The following is a 14,579-nucleotide window of genomic DNA, read 5'->3' on the forward strand; positions in this document are numbered from 1 at the left end:
CTTTGCAAATTTAAAAAGCCCCCTCCAATTAAGGAGAAAGGCTAATAAATCATATTTACTAAGTATAAGCATCTGACTAAGCTGACATTTCCTTCTCGTCCAAATTAAACAGATTAATTTCTGGGCCGATATAAAGCATATCTAATGGAACCCTATATAAATTTGCTAACTGGAGGGTTAAATTTAAGTAGATATTTGAGGAATCTATTTCATATCTTCCGATCGTTTTGGCACTTTTTCCTGTTAGGGCCGCAACATTTTTAAGGGTTAACCCTCTGTTTACACGGGCCGCACGAAGAGTAATTCGAAACTTTTCTGTAGCAGCTGTTGTTAGGGTATATTTTTCTATTTCTTGTTTTGGCACTGGGGGATGTTCCATATTCCATTCCACAATTTGCTCGTTAATTTCCATCTTCATTTTTTGTAAGTTTTCTTCAGTAGGTTCAATTCCTTGACCTATTAGGTATCGGCTATTAACTACCTTTCCGTAATCGATGTTACCCTCTAATGTGTTTATACTTAAATTGTTTTGCCTCTTAAGTTGATTTGCGTATATTACTCTCAATTTAGTTATCGTAGCCCATTTTTTGAAAGACCTAATAACACTTTTCTTCATATATACTTCCACCTCCATTTAATACTTAGTATAAGATGCCCACTTTATCGGAATTAATGTTATCCATAATCTACGGATATCTTACCGTCAACTCCTTGGAGGTTGTAACAAAGGCAGTAGTGGTACTGAAAATCTTACCCTCTTTGCTTTCTATGTCTTCTACAGCTCATATAAGTGTCTTTCATGGAGTCTAAAGTTAAAGCTCCCTTGCACTACTGATCCTTCGGTAAAGCTTTATGACATCCTCATTGTCCCTGTTAAAGACCTCGTTGTTCAGCATTGGGATTGAATAGGCCTGTTCCAATTCCGTCATTAGTCTTGGCAGCTCCTCCTGACTGGCCGTCTCGAATCTTCCTTCAATCTCCTCTAGCTTGATGTAATAGCCATTTGGATTACTCTCAACGCACCATTTGTGAAAACTTCTGCCGCTCTCTCTGAACTTAAAACCGTCACCATTCTTAATGGGTTCAAAGCACCCGGTGCATATGCCCTCGTAACCATCAATAATCATGCCTTAGCCCCCTCAATCCTTTTCAGAGTAATCATACGTTATTTGATCCCCAACGATCTCATATACGTCCCTGGTGCCGGATCGTCTTTCACTGACGACAAGTTCCCATCCTAAATTATTCTGCTCCATGTGAAATGTCTTTGCTTCATTTCTAGGTGTTGGGTAATACTCAAAGGACACATTGCCAAGGTTAGAAATCTCACACTGCTTTATAAGACCTATGATTCGGTTTCTGGTGGTAAGGTCAAGGTCGTAATAAGGTTTCATGTTCTTTCTCCTCCACACCCACTACCTAACAAGTTTTAAATGCTTGGATCTCCGCTTATTAACCTTAGTTGTTTTCCCCGTTTCTTTATCGAATAAGAACTGCGTGCCTTTGAGGTCCGTGTGCATGGTATAGGTCTTACCCTCCATGATCCCTATCCATTCTTCCATCAGAGAGGATTGACCGGCTAACCGCCTTAGATTGCTCATACACCCCATAATGTGAACAGTAAACATATTAATTTCCCAATTTGTGTATTCCCACAAGAACATGGTCATTTCGTCGCCAATTGGGTTAACTGGATTAAGACCCTTGATATAATCTCTTGTATAAAAGTAATCTTTACACTCATATTTGTGGCCCCGGTAATCTTTCCTTATGGGGAATAGGTTTACAAATTCAGCCGGCGTTAATGATCCCATGAAAAGTTTTATTGTTTCCACATACTGAAAATCTCGTTCTGCATCTTCTTGAGTTATGGTCTCACGATCCTTTTTTGTATTTACTGCCTTTACTCCGTACACGATCATCTTCTTGATGAAAGGTTTTACATCCTGCTGCTCGTTGGCCATGTATGCGTGCAAAGTATTAGTGAATGCTTTGGTGTACAAGTCATGCATAATTAAGTCGTTTGCTGTTCTCAATTTCGCGCCCCCTTTGATTCGCTTCATTTACTTTTAAACCTAGTTCACGGAAAGGGTGTGATTTGAAATCGCACCCTTGTATGGCCCCTACCTCACTAGTAGTAACCCCGGGGGATTGGTGACTTTATTTAAACCCTAAGTCACTCTTAATTGAGGACCATATCTTACTTCGTACTTTCTCCGGGGTCGTTCCTTTGGGCAATAGATCTTTACCTGGCTTATATCCTCCAATGATCGGCAGTTTCTTTTTAGGTTTATAGTTGGGGTTCTCGTCCTGCTTTTTCTTCTCGTGGATTTCTTTAATAATTTTTTGAGTGATCTTGTTAGCGATCCCTGCCTGTGCTGGCTCTGCTTGGGGAACCGGTGATAAGACTATAGACCCGGCCAGAACTACAGTCATAACCTTAATCAATGGTGGAACTGCTGGGATCATACTTACCCCTCCTTAATTGCGCTAAGTAAGTGGACTTCGAACTTTAGCCTAGTGTTAGCGTCGGCCACAAGCTCCCTGATCCGTTGGCCTCGCTTCACGCTGTCGGTCACAATGAGCACTTTAGGGAATCTTAGAGGGTTACCAAGCCGCTTGAGCATTGGGGATCCAGCAACGCCTTCACGGTTGTATAGGGCAATGTACTTTTCGATCTTATCAAACTTAGATCGATTCACACTGCCGCGATCCAATTCAATACAGTACCATCTTATTTCTCCTGTCATAGTGATCTTAACTGAGCAAAGCGCATCCGTTTGCAAGATGTCACCAAACTCCTTTAGTTCCTCTCGTTCCCAAGTAAGAAGCTTCTCCCCTGTCTTCCGCATGAACCATACATAAATCCATGACAAAGCCCTGGCATGCTCTAACCTGTGAGGAAATTTGCCCTGATAATAAACAGAAGGTGTGTCCAAGGATAATCTAGTTTTCTTTACCAGTTTCCGATCTACCAGGCATTTCATTCTTGCCTGACATTTCCTCATTCCTGTGGGGAATCTAAAGAATAGCTCTGCTAGTTGTTCGGTGTCCATTACTCCACAAAGGCCAATAGTTTCTATAATGGACTTATCACGTGTCGATCCTTTCTGTACATTCGTCATTGCTTGCGTTTGCAAATGAATACACCCCCTTTGACACCCGCTCCATAAGCACAGAATAGGCTTCCTTAGCTGTTAGGTACATTGATTGGACTATTTGGTCTTGATCGTTATTCCACACCGCACGGCCTTTGATCTTTGGAAGCTCTGCACCCCTTGTGTTGCCAGACCCTAGTACAATCTGACTATCTGTCTGATCCCTGACCCTAAAACACATGGCCCCGGATAGTTGGGATCTAACGTCAGTGAATCCGTCCCAGATCTTCGCTCCCGGTTTTTGGGTAGCCAAGATCATACTGATCCCGCTTACCCTGGACAATACAGACATATCCCCAATGGCTTCAAAGCAAGCCTTATTCCTGATCTGTGTTAGTTCGTCTATAAACAGTACCAAGTACGGCAAATCATTATAATGTTCTGCGTACTCTGCAAAATTCTGGCACTCTGCCTCTCTCAGAATCCTTTGCCTACGGTGCATTTCCTGAATGTGCTGCTGTAACAAAACTTCAGTATCCGCATCTGTAAGCGCTAAGTTAACCCAGGGAGCAAAGCGGGGAAAATCCACCCCTTTGCGGTCCACGACTGATACCTTAACCCCACTGAGAAGACAGGCAACCATGACTACAAGGAGGAAGGAAGTCTTGCCGTATCCTGTTTGCCCGCCTACCATCATGTGAGGGAGATTATAAAGATCCTCTACGAGTGTCTTCCCATCAGGAGTTTTGCCTACTGGGAAAGGCGCGAACATTTCAGGGTATAACGAAGGATTAAAGTCAAAGGGTATCTTCTTTTTGAAGTTTGCCTTATAAGTTTTAAGAATTAACTTCCTGCCTTGGGCCTCAAACTCCACAATGGAATTGAGATAGCTTTCAAAGTAATGTCTCTCACGCTCGAAGTCGGACCGATCCACGCCAGCCGGTAGAGCAAAGACATAATCTATTCCGTTATCTGTCGGATGCTTTTTCCTGAGTATTGGCCTTTGCCCTTCCTTGTTCTGCAAGTGGACCGCCTCAATAACGTCCTGAATACCCTTTCCTTTGAATTGTTTGATACCCCATGTTATAAGGGATGCCGTCAGTCCTAAGATGTCCGGCTTAACGGTTTTCTCTGGCATGGATCAACCCCCTTTATCAGTCGAAGTCAAATTGACTTCATCTGAAAACTTAGGTACTCACAAATTGGGGGTACCTATTCTCTATCGGCTTAGTTGAATATGGTTGGAAGTCCATTCTTGGCTCGTTCAATCTCACCCATTAGGATTAAAGCGTCATTAAATCCTCGTTTATAACATGAACCTTGAAGACCGGCAAGTTCTTCACCCTTTACTGCATCAATGCCATATACGTACCAGAATAACTCTCTCCATCGTTTTTTGCCTAAACGCTTTTTAAGTTTTTTGTCTAACGCTCTGGACTTGTTTGAGTGTTTTTCGTACTCTCCACTTTCGTAGTAATCACAGGCTCTTGACCTTTCCCAAAATAGTTCCTGGATAAGATCGTTGATATTTTCCGCTGGTTCCCTAGTCATTTTGTTATACCTCCGGTGAATGAGTTTAGTTTGATTTACCAACGTATTCATAAAACCTAGAAGGAGAAATATAGTAAGTCCACTTTGTGCTTAACTTAACTGCAGATCCAAATGGCAGAATTCCTCTCTGTAATCCGATTCTGACAAATTGATCCGACTTCCCCATGATCTTTGCAGCCTCATGAATGGTAAGGCTCTTTGTTTCCGACATTCCATTACCCTCCAAGCAAGTGATTAATTTGATATTCGCAAGTGCTTGCCGATTTGATTAAGCCCCTTTTCGTAGGTCATAATATTCAACCCTGGTAAGTCCTAATTTATTAAGTGTCATACTTGCCATAAGATCGCTCATTCCGTCCCGGTATCCTGCGCTAAAACAAATACTCTCCATTGTGAAAAATGCGTCTGTTACGTCCATGAAGATTTTACGTTCAGCCGGTAATAGTAGCATGATTTCCCTTAAAGCAGCCTCCGCCTTATCTTTTGCATTTTGGTACTCTGTTGTAAGCATGAACTTTTCCTGCCGGTTGTTAATCACCTCTTCAAGTTCGCTGCATCCATTGATTAATGCATTTCCCTCAATGGAGTAATCCTTAAGGTATGTTTTCAATTCTCTTCCTCCTTTAAAACTTTTTGTCTATCGGTCAGCGTTCAATGTATTTTGTATTGACTTCATTGTACTTTATATATTGTTCATTGTCAAATGTTTATTGTACTTTTTCCACACTTCGTATTATAATGATGTTAGAAGGGGAGATTAAGTATGGCAATCAGGTTCAAACTGGATCGGGTTATGTTTGAAAAACGAAATATGAAGATACCAGAACTTCAAAAATTAAGTGGTGTTAATAAAAACACTCTCTACAGTTTATATAAAGGTGAAATTACTCGCTTTGATGTATCAGTAATTGACAGAGTTTGTGCTGCCTTGGACTGTCAGCCTGGTGATCTCTTGGAATATGTAAAGGAATCACCTAAGTTCGTAGATTCTGCCGATGATGAACCAATCGACTTTTAAGAAATAGGCTGTATTTCATATAAAAAGTTGTGTAGTTTCTTAAAATATCGGTTCAATGGAGCTTAAAAAGCCCTATAATTGGGCCTATTACATGGGTTTTTATAAAAGAAAATATAAGGGACTCCTGAATTTTGAGGAGTCCCTTATTATGGGTGCTCATTAAGTGAGTGCCCTTTCTGTCTCATATACGTCAAAAAGTGCCAACACTGGCTCAGGGCTTTTTGGGTTCCTGAATTCTTACGTGAACGACTTACGGCCTGTCTAGTGAACGAACGTTTTTTGGACAGGTAGCTATTTTAATCCCCTCCTGTGGGCACTCTAAACCAAAAGGAGGGGATTAACCTTATGAATAAAGACGAATTCCCTGAAATTATAACAGCCAAGCACATAGCATCCTATCTAGGAATATCTCTCCGGCGTGTATACGAATTGTTTCAGACCTATCCATCGGCCGGAGGAATACCAAATTTTCAAATTGGCGCATCAATTCGTGTGGATAGCAAAGACTTTTTCGAGTGGATCGATGCACGGAAACAGAAGAAGGCTAAGTAGGAGATCCCGTCAGTTGCCCCCTAGTTCCTACTTTTTTTCCTTTCCCCTACTTCTTTATGTCGCTGTTATCGTATTCCTGGCTTCTAACTCTCCCATAGCATTCAGGGTTTTAGTTAGTACGTTAGAAAAACGAAAAATCAATTACTTACCGTCCGTCTTACTGCCTGTCCAGCGTTCGAACGTTTTCTGGACAAGCACCGTTAAGGGCAGCTTAATATTAAGCCACCCAATATTGTTTATCTCATGTGGACATCCTAGTTCAATATAGATCTTCAGAACTGAGAGAGGATGTCTACACATGAATAAAGATGAGCTCCCTGAAATACTCACGGCTCAGCATATTGCTGATTACCTCGGGATCTCCCGCAGGCGTGTATATGAGTTGTTTCAAATTAAGTTCACTGCTGGAGGTATTCCTAACTTTGAGATAGGTCTTTCCAAGCGGGTTGAGAAGAAGGATTTCTTTGAGTGGATCGATGCGCAAAAACAAGAGAAGGCAAAAAGCAAATATTAAACATCTAACAGAAGGGAATGACTTTAATGGTTAAAGATGAAGATAAACCAAAATTTAGGACAGTTAAATATCGTCAACATGGTCTTCTGACAAGGAACATCCACTCTAAAACTCACAAGGAATATTGGACATTTGAAACATCTGACCTATCCAGTGAACATGAAGGTGAAGATCTCGACCTTATTACTGTTCTTGATACTTTATCCGAGGATGGCTTTGAGTTAGTTACCGGCCATGATGGAGAGTACGTCCTCAGAACCAAAAATGAAATTGAATATGAACAGGAATATTATAACGAATTAGACGGATGAGGGACACGACAGGACATAAGATAGAACTCAGATTTAAATCCGAGTCCTTATCAATTTCAGAAAGTTGGTTAAATGCAATGTTTAAAAACCTCAAAGCTGAAATGGCAAGAATTCCATTGAGCGGTAAGGATGTAGCTGATACCATTGGGATTACTCCTCAAGCCTTCTATGACAAAATGTCTGGTAGGTCGGAATTTAAAAGATCGGAAATGTTTAAGATACAAGAACTATTTTTTATGGGTTTACTTCTTGATTATCTCTTCAGATGGGATCTCGACAACAAGGATTATAATTAATTAATAAATTAAGCTTATCCGCAAATAGCTGAGACCTATAAAATGCTCCACCTCTCACTCCTATTCTTGATCCTCTGATTTCTCTCTCTTATCCTCTTCTGGCTAATCATAAAAATCGCCGTCCGGAACGGGAGTACAACAGGCAAGCGCCAGGCTGCTAGAGTCGGTCCGGGAGATCGAGAAGTCAGTAAGCGAGATTAAAAATACAACGAAATAGAGCATGCCCCCAGCTATTGAGCAGATGGGGGCATTAACATTCTTACCGTTGCAATCATAGTTTAATGGTAGAGAGCATGAACGCTTACTTGGGAGGGTTAGCTATTCTTCTCTTAGTAAAAATAGGAGGTGATCAAGCATGTCAGTATTTCAATCACTCATTCTTATGACATCTTTTGCAACGTTAGTCCTAGGGATAATTTCTGTCATGTTATAATTAGTTAGATAACTGATGTCCATTTTTATTTGGTCGGGACTGTTCAAGAGTCTCGGCCGAATATTTTATTTATATCAGTATATGATGCCCATTAAGAAGTGCTACATCTTCCACAGAAACCACTTTTCACGTTTTTAGCTAAAATTTGATTACCTGCGAGTTTCTCCGGGGTCATCGAGAGAACTTACTCGTTCCGGATCTCCTTGCCATCGGGCTTCGATCTGTGTGGGTGAGGAATACCATTTTCGAACCAGGCTAGGACTTCGATCGAGGCCATTAGGATTTTCATCTTTTCCCATATCCCTTAATCTACTTTCCTGTAACCATAATGCCTTCTTTAAATTTAGTATTAATATGTACAGGCAGAGTTATTCGCTTTATTGCCAGTAGAAGAATGGTTTATGAGCTTCTTGTGGAAATAAAGCCACTAACCTCAATGAGATCAATCCTAGAGGCACGAAAAAGGAGAGCCGGGGCAACTCTCCTTTCTACGTTTACAATTGTTTTCTCTTCTTCTTTTTATGGTTGAAGTAAAACTTGTTAATCCATGCATCAAGATCTTCACTAACCCTTACCACTATGGGATCCGAAAGATCTTTGTCCAAAGCAATTTCTTGCATCTGTAATCTTAATTCTTCAATCCGATCGAGTACATTGAGTTTCACTACTAGAATACCCTCCTCAGCAAAAATGCTCACTTGGATATTCTAGTACTATGTATTACCGATTTCAATAGGCCCAAAAGGTAATGTTTTGTCGAAAGAGAGTAAGGAAGTAAAGTGGTTGGTTAGGCTCGAGACTTCACATCTTCCACAGATACCACTTACAGGTATTCAGTTCGAACTTGATTTCGAAGGGCTTCAGCTCACTATCGATCTCGCCCTGACAGCGGAAGATCATCATTCGATTGCCGGCGAGCTTTTCTTCGGTCATCGAGAGTACCTGCTCGATCCTTATAACGCAAAAAGGCCCTTACCATAATTGTAAGAGCCACTTTGTTGCGTGCAAAAATAGTCGCGTAACCATTAATAGTGTCACAGGGTAGGGATTTAAACAAAAATCTTGAAAGGTAAGTAATAATTAAGAAAGGGGGAGTTTTTATCTTTAACCACTTACATTATGTTCCTATTCTCAAATGGAGACGAGGAGAGCAAAAAGCACTTGAACTCGTAGCCCCAAACCATAAAGAATTTTTAACTCCTATGATTGAGATTGTGCCGTTGCCCTATGATTTTGTGAATGAAGTGCCAGCAAAATCAATTGATGGACATTTAGAGAAAATCGGTGAACAGATCGAATGCGCTTGGGGAAAGGCCCCGGTTTTCCTTGACTTAGATCAAATAGATGATACCGAGGCTATGAAAAACGGAACTCATCCATTAGGATTTGCTCTAAGTGAATGCCGCGTTAGAAGACTCCACGTTATACCTGTTACTGGTTGGGATAGAGATGACAGTTACAACGATGAAGTCGTTAATGCTAATAGGGTAGACAACTTCGGAGTATGCTTCAGAATGGTTGACGAAGATTTCGTAGATTTGGACAACAGATTAAAAAGCCTTCTTAGTTCACTTGGAATCTCCCCCGAAGGAGTGGATTTAGTTCTAGACTTCAAGCACGTTGGTGATGAAAAAACGACGGTTATCGCCTTAATTAGTATTATCAATTCTATCCCATTTCTAGATCAGTGGCGTACTCTTACATTTGTAGGATCGTCTTTTCCTGAAAACTTGTCTGCAGTTAGTGCTAACACAATCGGTATTGTTCCACGAATTGAATGGTCTATTTGGGAATTGATAAACAGCAAGTCCGGCACAATAAAAAGAATCCCCTCGTTTGGCGATTACGCTATTGCTCATCCGTCCTATGTAGAAATTGATCCGCGACTAATGCAAATGAGTGCAAGCATTCGCTATAGTGCGAGGGACGTTTACCTACTTGTTAAGGGAGTAAGTGTTAGGAAACTTTCATGGTCACAAACGAAAGATCAATGCAAAAAGATTGTTGCTTTACCAGAGTATTCCGGAGCATCATTTAGTTGGGGGGATGAATACATTATGAATTGCTCCAAAGGGACGGCAAGTACAGGGAATGCCGAAACTTGGAGACGAGTTGGAACTAATCATCATTTATCACTAGCGGCTAGCCAGATCTCCAGTTTTGTCGCGCCTTGAGAGTTCGTCTAACGTGATACTTCAATTCATCTAGAGGAATATTCTCTGCTAGCTGCTTCCAAATTTGCTTTCTTCCTTTACTCAGGTACCCTCTCGCTAAGTCACACTCCTGTAGCAGAAATAATGCTTCGTCACGCCACAATAATTGTACGAGTGAATACGGGTCTACGCATGGATTGAGCTTGGGATGGCGAATTGTAACAAAACCAATTACGTCATCCTCAACTTGTTGAACCTCTTGAATACCCCACCATTGAGGAGTAACATCAAGAACTCCATCTATATGGCTAACAGTAGTAATTACTGTGACAGTATCAAGTACTTTGTTATAAATATCCACCTGATTTGGTAGCCTTTCTAGTGTATCTCGTTCGCTCTTGATTTCATAGCCGTGGATTGAACCATTTATTACAGCAACGTCTATTCTTGCTTCACCTTGGCATAAACCTAATTCATCGAGAATTAAGGTATTTATGTCATGTGCAAAATCCTGATCAAGTTCTCTATGTAATACGTTGCGGATATCAATGTCCCTAGTTTTCATTTAGCTTCATCCCTCCGCTTTCTAGTAAAGTATCTCTATCCTATTATTATATCTTAGCTTGTCGCTGTCAATGTTTACTATTTGCTTAGATACTTAATTAATAGACATTATCCGAGTGTTAATACTAAACTTGCCCTTTAAAGCGTCTTCGTCACGTCGACTTTTTCTAAAAAGATATGTGAAAGCTTATGACGCTAAAAAAAAGCCTCCCTCCAATTAAGGAGAGAGGCTTTCGTAATAGCGCAGGACCGCGTATAAACGGCTACTTCGTTATACCCGGGGATCTCTCGATCAGCGTTGTCTTTGTAGTATGCACTGTTCCATCAGAAGCGATAATTATAATCCTTCGGGCTTTCATTGCGGTCTAAATGTATTATTATCTCAGAAAAACGGGTAAAAGACTTGTATACTTCACTATCTTTACATCAACTATTTGTGAATACATATTTCCTTTTGCGATGTTCAATGCCATTAATAAATTAGAAGAATATAATATTTTATTAACCGGGAAAAAGGCATCAGCCTTATTACTGGGGGCCTTAACTATACCAGAGACGATATCCTGCTCTTAGTTCAAAGCGGTTAATTGAAACGCTATTACGTGCAGCCTTATAGTATTTTTGCCGGCTCCATTCTCCCTCATCCACAGTCGGCTTTTCCTTTACAGTGAAAAACTCACCGCTGCACTCTGGGCATTGATGACTTTCGTCGGTTGATTTCATCAGGCATCTACAGACTGGGCACGTCATGAGATCGCCTCCAAGCTCTATTCTTCTCCAACCTTGCGGTTTCATCCGCTACCCATGGGTGTATAACACAATCACTTTTTAGGCTGATCTTCTTTCTGCGCTTAACCTCAATCCCCATCCTCTGACATAGTAAAGAGATGCCGCTCTTAGTCCATTTATTGCCATGTTCATTCATTAATCCTTCTGAATTCAATCGTATTGCGATATCCTTCAGATACACTCCTTTTTCTACTAATGTTCTCGTAACGGCCTCTATCTTGGCCCTATCCCCACCTCGACTAACGATCCCACGCCTTCGAAATTGTTGACTAAGATTTTGCTTCGTCCATTCTTCACCCCTGGGCGTTTTTATTCCTTGATCGTTTAACACTTTGCATATTTCTTCCGATGAATAACCTTCGCTTCGCATCCTAGTAGCGATCCCGAGCATTTCTTTGCCACCATCTCCATATCTAATACGCCAGGGTCTAGTCCAATCATCCGTATCAGCGGGCGCCTCCTTTGGCCACCATTCTGATCCGCAGCTATTACACTGCCAAAAAAACATATCCTGCTTCTTCATTACCCCATTGCATGCTGGGCAAGTAAGATCGTCGTTACCTTTTAGAGTTGCGTCAATTCCGTCCTCTAGGAGCCATGCGCGTACTGTCATTGGTGCTAATCCTAATTCTCGTGCAATAACCGTTTGGGAGTATCCCTCTCTTCCCATGGCTAAAACGTTTTTTCTATCTTCAATTCCTTTAATTCTTTTGCGTTCGTGGAATTCATTATACTCAGGAAATTTTTTTAAGTGCTGAAACATTGACTGCTTAGTTACTCCAAACTTCTTGGCGACTTCGGATACAGTCTTCCCTTGCGAGATTACAAGGTCCAACGCTATCAATTTTTGTTCTTTTGTAACACGCATGCCTTCGCCTCCAAACCCCCTCGACTAAAACTAAAAACCCCCACTTTTCAGCGAGGGTTTTTAAAGGCTACCTCAACGTTCACTGATACTGAATCCTGAATCCTTCCATCGCATTACCCCATCTTGATAATCAAGGGCTCCCGCTTTCCTATCCCCCGAGTAAAATGTCCCGGTTTTCAATGAACCGTCCTGAGGGTCTACATATTCAACGTTAAAAAAAACACCAGAAATAGCTTGTAATACTATTGCTAAATCGCTTTGAGATAAGTAATTCCAGCTCATATCAATCTTGCGCTTTGTCGCAATCCGCTCGATGATGGTATTTCCATTTGCATTCCGTTCAACCCTATTAATGTCCTGTAAGTTGACTTGATAACTTGAGGGCGAAGGGATTGTTACTCCGTTAATTTTAATCAATCATTGCACCCCCTTTTTTAAGTTATGGCAATTGAACCGATTCTACTTTTCTCTTTATCAATTAAAGGAATTATTGCCCGAGCGAACTGTGTTCCGTCAAGATTAAACACAGCGGTTAGTCCTTGTTGAGTTTGCTGTGGTTGCGAAAACTGCATTGCCCCTAAGAACGCCGAACCTAAGGCACTAGCCATATCGTTAACGAAAGAAGAGTTGTTAAGTGGAGTTCCTGACCCCCTTGCCATTGCCATCGATTCAGCATTAGAAAATATTTGCGTACCCCTCGGAGCATTAATTAACTCGGGTCCTTCTTCACCAACCCAAGTTAATCCGCCGCGCCAGTAATCAGTTCCATCTGCATTATTACCAAGTCTATCGTCTAATGTTTTAGCGCTAGATTTATTTTCAGTTATCAGTTGGACTCTCGCAATAAGAGGAACGTTAACCCCAGGTATCATGTTTATTTTTTCAATGAGGCTATTAATCATTCCAATAGCTCCATTTACACCTTTAACGAATGCCGTTTCTATTGCTATCCATAGTTCACTTGCCTTAACCTTAACAGTTTCCCAGTTCATGTAAAGAGCAACACCGGCAGCCACTAGTGCTGTTATCGCAAGCACGACTAACGATATAGGGTTTGCTGCCATTACCGCGTTAAGCGCAACCATGGCAAATTTTACAGCATTTATAACAGCTATCGTGGTCTGAAAAGCTAAGAATCCAGCTAATATACCAGCCAAAATAGGTCCGATTAAAGCCCAATTGTCAGATATAAATTTAGCAGCCCCAACAAGTTTATCAAAAACTAGGCTACCAATGTCCCAAAACGTATTTAAGGCCTTCCCCGCTTTGTCTGACCATTCCTGGATCGTTCCGTCTTTTTGCCATTCAGCCAGTTTTTCTACAACTGTTTTAATACCGTTCTTTAATTTATCAAAAAAGCCACCAACGACGATTTCTCCAGTCGCGCTAATCCCCGCCATGGTTGCAAGTGTCGTTTGAAATGAACCGGTAACCGTTGACCATAGACCCTTAATTGAGTTGGCCTGAAGGTCCATGCCACCTTTAAACTTTTCATCCATAAGGGAAAATAGGGCTTTGTTGAAATTCTCTTGGTCTACAATTTGACCTTTACTATTAACAAGCTCTTTATCTTTCATGATCTTGGCGCCTTGATCAATGATCATTTGCTTAGTTATACCAAATTCTTTGAGTCGTTCTAATTCACCAGTCTGAGCATCCGCAACGGCTTCTACGGCTTGGTTAAGGTCCTTGTTCATAACTCCGGCCATGTCGCCAATGGCAGGTAAAACCTCTTTGGCCACAAGTCCATATGACGTTAATTTGACAGTTGCATCAACAACTGAAGCAGTTTCAAAAGGGGTCTTGTTTGCAAATTCAACAGCCCAAGCCATTGTTTCTCCGGCTTTTTTCTGATCCTTCATAACTATATTGAGAGTATTCCTGTAGCCCTCTAAACTAGAAGCACCCTTGACACTAGCCACTACAGCCGCTCCAAAGCCAGCAGCTGCCGCCGTACCAACTACTTTTAGTCCCGTACTGATAGCATTCATGGCAGGACCGAGACCTCTCTCGGCTTGACTCTGCATTCTCCCAAGGTCCCTTATTGCCGTATTTAGTCCAGTCCGGAGCGAAGAAGCATCTAATCCAATTCTTACTAAAAGTTCACCTAATGAGGATGCCACCTCATCACCCCTTTCTGCGATCAGTGCCGCCATAAGCAGCATTAAATATTTCAACGATGCGTTTTTGATCTTGCCATGTTTGCTTTGGTTTCTGTTGTTTTATCGGTTGCCCTGGTATCTTTATTGGGTTGAAATCAGCTAGTGTAAATGGTTCCTTGCGTTCTTTAGGGTCTCGGCAGATATTAGCAATAAGGGAGCTGATAGATGCTGTGTGTTGCCACGCATCGTATCGCTCCCAACGTTCCACTTTGTCTAATTCGATCAAGAGCTTATTAAGCTCCGTTACGGTCAACTCCTGCCAATAATCAG

At 41.3% G+C, this 14,579-nt stretch carries 24 protein-coding genes; 6 read left to right on the forward strand and 18 right to left on the reverse strand.

The window, feature by feature from the left end; genetic code table 11:
* Positions 1 to 76: 76 nt before the first annotated feature.
* The 10 genes from BUB11_RS27755 to BUB11_RS07830 form a co-directional block, all read right to left on the reverse strand.
* Positions 77 to 616, reverse strand: coding sequence for a helix-turn-helix domain-containing protein (locus BUB11_RS27755; protein WP_200797886.1), 540 nt, complete (start codon positions 614 to 616; stop codon positions 77 to 79).
* 196 nt (positions 617 to 812) lie between these two features.
* A complete protein-coding gene (locus BUB11_RS07790) occupies positions 813 to 1,127 on the reverse strand; it encodes a hypothetical protein (RefSeq protein WP_073029156.1) in 315 nt (104 codons plus the stop codon).
* 12 nt (positions 1,128 to 1,139) lie between these two features.
* Positions 1,140 to 1,394, reverse strand: a complete 255-nt coding sequence (locus tag BUB11_RS07795; RefSeq protein WP_073029158.1) for a hypothetical protein — start codon at positions 1,392 to 1,394, stop codon at positions 1,140 to 1,142.
* A 21-nt stretch (positions 1,395 to 1,415) separates the two neighbouring features.
* Positions 1,416 to 2,036: a hypothetical protein gene (locus BUB11_RS07800; protein WP_084110208.1), complete on the reverse strand. Its 621-nt coding sequence runs from the start codon at positions 2,034 to 2,036 to the stop codon at positions 1,416 to 1,418.
* Positions 2,037 to 2,160: 124 nt separating this feature from the next.
* Positions 2,161 to 2,469: a hypothetical protein gene (locus BUB11_RS07805; protein WP_073029162.1), complete on the reverse strand. Its 309-nt coding sequence runs from the start codon at positions 2,467 to 2,469 to the stop codon at positions 2,161 to 2,163.
* 2 nt (positions 2,470 to 2,471) lie between these two features.
* Entirely contained in the window at positions 2,472 to 3,140 is a 669-nt protein-coding gene (locus tag BUB11_RS07810; RefSeq protein ID WP_073029165.1) for a replication-relaxation family protein, read from the reverse strand.
* Complete coding sequence (locus BUB11_RS07815) at positions 3,094 to 4,236, reverse strand: FtsK/SpoIIIE domain-containing protein (RefSeq protein WP_073029167.1); 1,143 nt, start codon at positions 4,234 to 4,236, stop codon at positions 3,094 to 3,096. The genes BUB11_RS07810 and BUB11_RS07815 overlap by 47 nt, the downstream gene beginning before the upstream one ends.
* A gap of 89 nt (positions 4,237 to 4,325) precedes the next feature.
* Entirely contained in the window at positions 4,326 to 4,649 is a 324-nt protein-coding gene (locus BUB11_RS07820) for a hypothetical protein (protein WP_073029169.1), read from the reverse strand.
* Between the two features lie 25 nt (positions 4,650 to 4,674).
* Positions 4,675 to 4,860 carry a hypothetical protein gene (locus BUB11_RS07825; RefSeq protein ID WP_073029171.1) on the reverse strand — a complete coding sequence of 62 codons (186 nt, stop codon included), beginning with the start codon at positions 4,858 to 4,860 and terminating at the stop codon, positions 4,675 to 4,677.
* Positions 4,861 to 4,917: 57 nt separating this feature from the next.
* Positions 4,918 to 5,259 carry a hypothetical protein gene (locus tag BUB11_RS07830; RefSeq protein ID WP_073029173.1) on the reverse strand — a complete coding sequence of 114 codons (342 nt, stop codon included), beginning with the start codon at positions 5,257 to 5,259 and terminating at the stop codon, positions 4,918 to 4,920.
* A gap of 153 nt (positions 5,260 to 5,412) precedes the next feature.
* On the opposite strand from BUB11_RS07830, the gene BUB11_RS07835 reads away from it, so the two are divergent.
* From BUB11_RS07835 to BUB11_RS07855, 5 genes are all read left to right on the forward strand, one after another.
* On the forward strand, positions 5,413 to 5,667 hold the full coding sequence (locus tag BUB11_RS07835) for a helix-turn-helix domain-containing protein (RefSeq protein ID WP_073029176.1): 255 nt from the start codon (positions 5,413 to 5,415) through the stop codon (positions 5,665 to 5,667).
* Positions 5,668 to 6,012: 345 nt separating this feature from the next.
* Complete coding sequence (locus BUB11_RS07840; protein ID WP_073029178.1) at positions 6,013 to 6,219, forward strand: helix-turn-helix domain-containing protein; 207 nt, start codon at positions 6,013 to 6,015, stop codon at positions 6,217 to 6,219.
* Positions 6,220 to 6,517: 298 nt separating this feature from the next.
* Positions 6,518 to 6,733 carry a helix-turn-helix domain-containing protein gene (locus BUB11_RS07845; RefSeq protein ID WP_073029180.1) on the forward strand — a complete coding sequence of 72 codons (216 nt, stop codon included), beginning with the start codon at positions 6,518 to 6,520 and terminating at the stop codon, positions 6,731 to 6,733.
* A gap of 17 nt (positions 6,734 to 6,750) precedes the next feature.
* Positions 6,751 to 7,044, forward strand: a complete 294-nt coding sequence (locus BUB11_RS07850; protein WP_143187576.1) for a hypothetical protein — start codon at positions 6,751 to 6,753, stop codon at positions 7,042 to 7,044.
* A complete protein-coding gene (locus BUB11_RS07855; RefSeq protein WP_084110209.1) occupies positions 7,041 to 7,340 on the forward strand; it encodes a hypothetical protein in 300 nt (99 codons plus the stop codon). Before BUB11_RS07850 ends, BUB11_RS07855 begins: the two co-directional genes overlap by 4 nt.
* A 927-nt stretch (positions 7,341 to 8,267) precedes the next feature.
* Here BUB11_RS07855 and BUB11_RS07860 read toward each other — a convergent pair.
* Both BUB11_RS07860 and BUB11_RS28725 read right to left on the reverse strand, forming a co-directional pair.
* Complete coding sequence (locus BUB11_RS07860; protein WP_073029184.1) at positions 8,268 to 8,438, reverse strand: aspartyl-phosphate phosphatase Spo0E family protein; 171 nt, start codon at positions 8,436 to 8,438, stop codon at positions 8,268 to 8,270.
* Between the two features lie 136 nt (positions 8,439 to 8,574).
* Positions 8,575 to 8,706 carry a hypothetical protein gene (locus tag BUB11_RS28725; RefSeq protein WP_282433988.1) on the reverse strand — a complete coding sequence of 44 codons (132 nt, stop codon included), beginning with the start codon at positions 8,704 to 8,706 and terminating at the stop codon, positions 8,575 to 8,577.
* Positions 8,707 to 8,900: 194 nt separating this feature from the next.
* On the opposite strand from BUB11_RS28725, the gene BUB11_RS07865 reads away from it, so the two are divergent.
* Positions 8,901 to 9,947, forward strand: a complete 1,047-nt coding sequence (locus tag BUB11_RS07865) for a beta family protein (protein ID WP_242947498.1) — start codon at positions 8,901 to 8,903, stop codon at positions 9,945 to 9,947.
* Here the strand turns inward: BUB11_RS07865 and BUB11_RS07870 are convergent.
* From BUB11_RS07870 to BUB11_RS07890, 6 genes are all read right to left on the reverse strand, one after another.
* Positions 9,916 to 10,491 (reverse strand): sce7726 family protein, encoded by a 576-nt coding sequence (locus tag BUB11_RS07870; protein WP_073029189.1) that lies wholly within the window; start codon positions 10,489 to 10,491, stop codon positions 9,916 to 9,918. The two genes, BUB11_RS07865 and BUB11_RS07870, sit on opposite strands and share 32 nt — an antisense overlap.
* Positions 10,492 to 11,030: 539 nt before the next feature.
* On the reverse strand, positions 11,031 to 11,240 hold the full coding sequence (locus BUB11_RS26945; protein ID WP_207650031.1) for a TFIIB-type zinc ribbon-containing protein: 210 nt from the start codon (positions 11,238 to 11,240) through the stop codon (positions 11,031 to 11,033).
* Entirely contained in the window at positions 11,221 to 12,147 is a 927-nt protein-coding gene (locus BUB11_RS07875; RefSeq protein WP_073029191.1) for a recombinase family protein, read from the reverse strand. Before BUB11_RS07875 ends, BUB11_RS26945 begins: the two co-directional genes overlap by 20 nt.
* Positions 12,148 to 12,219: 72 nt before the next feature.
* On the reverse strand, positions 12,220 to 12,564 hold the full coding sequence (locus tag BUB11_RS07880) for a DUF6711 family protein (RefSeq protein ID WP_073029193.1): 345 nt from the start codon (positions 12,562 to 12,564) through the stop codon (positions 12,220 to 12,222).
* 17 nt (positions 12,565 to 12,581) lie between these two features.
* On the reverse strand, positions 12,582 to 14,270 hold the full coding sequence (locus tag BUB11_RS07885; protein WP_073029195.1) for a tape measure protein: 1,689 nt from the start codon (positions 14,268 to 14,270) through the stop codon (positions 12,582 to 12,584).
* A gap of 4 nt (positions 14,271 to 14,274) precedes the next feature.
* Positions 14,275 to 14,562: a hypothetical protein gene (locus BUB11_RS07890; RefSeq protein WP_159436911.1), complete on the reverse strand. Its 288-nt coding sequence runs from the start codon at positions 14,560 to 14,562 to the stop codon at positions 14,275 to 14,277.
* Positions 14,563 to 14,579 lie beyond the last annotated feature (17 nt).

The organism is Desulfosporosinus lacus DSM 15449 (assembly GCF_900129935.1).
GTDB lineage: Bacteria > Bacillota > Desulfitobacteriia > Desulfitobacteriales > Desulfitobacteriaceae > Desulfosporosinus > Desulfosporosinus lacus.

Bases quoted from the DNA above. Each gene is read 5' to 3' on its own strand.
- BUB11_RS07805 (WP_073029162.1), bottom strand. From the start codon at position 2,469: ATGATCCCAGCAGTTCCACCATTGATTAAGGTTATGACTGTAGTTCTG.
- BUB11_RS07875 (WP_073029191.1), bottom strand. From the start codon at position 12,147: ATGCGTGTTACAAAAGAACAAAAATTGATAGCGTTGGACCTTGTAATC.
- BUB11_RS07870 (WP_073029189.1), bottom strand. From the start codon at position 10,491: ATGAAAACTAGGGACATTGATATCCGCAACGTATTACATAGAGAACTT.
- BUB11_RS07795 (WP_073029158.1), bottom strand. From the start codon at position 1,394: ATGAAACCTTATTACGACCTTGACCTTACCACCAGAAACCGAATCATA.
- BUB11_RS28725 (WP_282433988.1), bottom strand. From the start codon at position 8,706: ATGACCGAAGAAAAGCTCGCCGGCAATCGAATGATGATCTTCCGCTGT.
- BUB11_RS07815 (WP_073029167.1), bottom strand. From the start codon at position 4,236: ATGCCAGAGAAAACCGTTAAGCCGGACATCTTAGGACTGACGGCATCC.
- BUB11_RS07835 (WP_073029176.1), top strand. From the start codon at position 5,413: ATGGCAATCAGGTTCAAACTGGATCGGGTTATGTTTGAAAAACGAAAT.
- BUB11_RS07845 (WP_073029180.1), top strand. From the start codon at position 6,518: ATGAATAAAGATGAGCTCCCTGAAATACTCACGGCTCAGCATATTGCT.
- BUB11_RS07790 (WP_073029156.1), bottom strand. From the start codon at position 1,127: ATGATTATTGATGGTTACGAGGGCATATGCACCGGGTGCTTTGAACCC.
- BUB11_RS26945 (WP_207650031.1), bottom strand. From the start codon at position 11,240: ATGACGTGCCCAGTCTGTAGATGCCTGATGAAATCAACCGACGAAAGT.
- BUB11_RS07855 (WP_084110209.1), top strand. From the start codon at position 7,041: ATGAGGGACACGACAGGACATAAGATAGAACTCAGATTTAAATCCGAG.
- BUB11_RS27755 (WP_200797886.1), bottom strand. From the start codon at position 616: ATGAAGAAAAGTGTTATTAGGTCTTTCAAAAAATGGGCTACGATAACT.
- BUB11_RS07840 (WP_073029178.1), top strand. From the start codon at position 6,013: ATGAATAAAGACGAATTCCCTGAAATTATAACAGCCAAGCACATAGCA.
- BUB11_RS07850 (WP_143187576.1), top strand. From the start codon at position 6,751: ATGACTTTAATGGTTAAAGATGAAGATAAACCAAAATTTAGGACAGTT.
- BUB11_RS07820 (WP_073029169.1), bottom strand. From the start codon at position 4,649: ATGACTAGGGAACCAGCGGAAAATATCAACGATCTTATCCAGGAACTA.
- BUB11_RS07825 (WP_073029171.1), bottom strand. From the start codon at position 4,860: ATGTCGGAAACAAAGAGCCTTACCATTCATGAGGCTGCAAAGATCATG.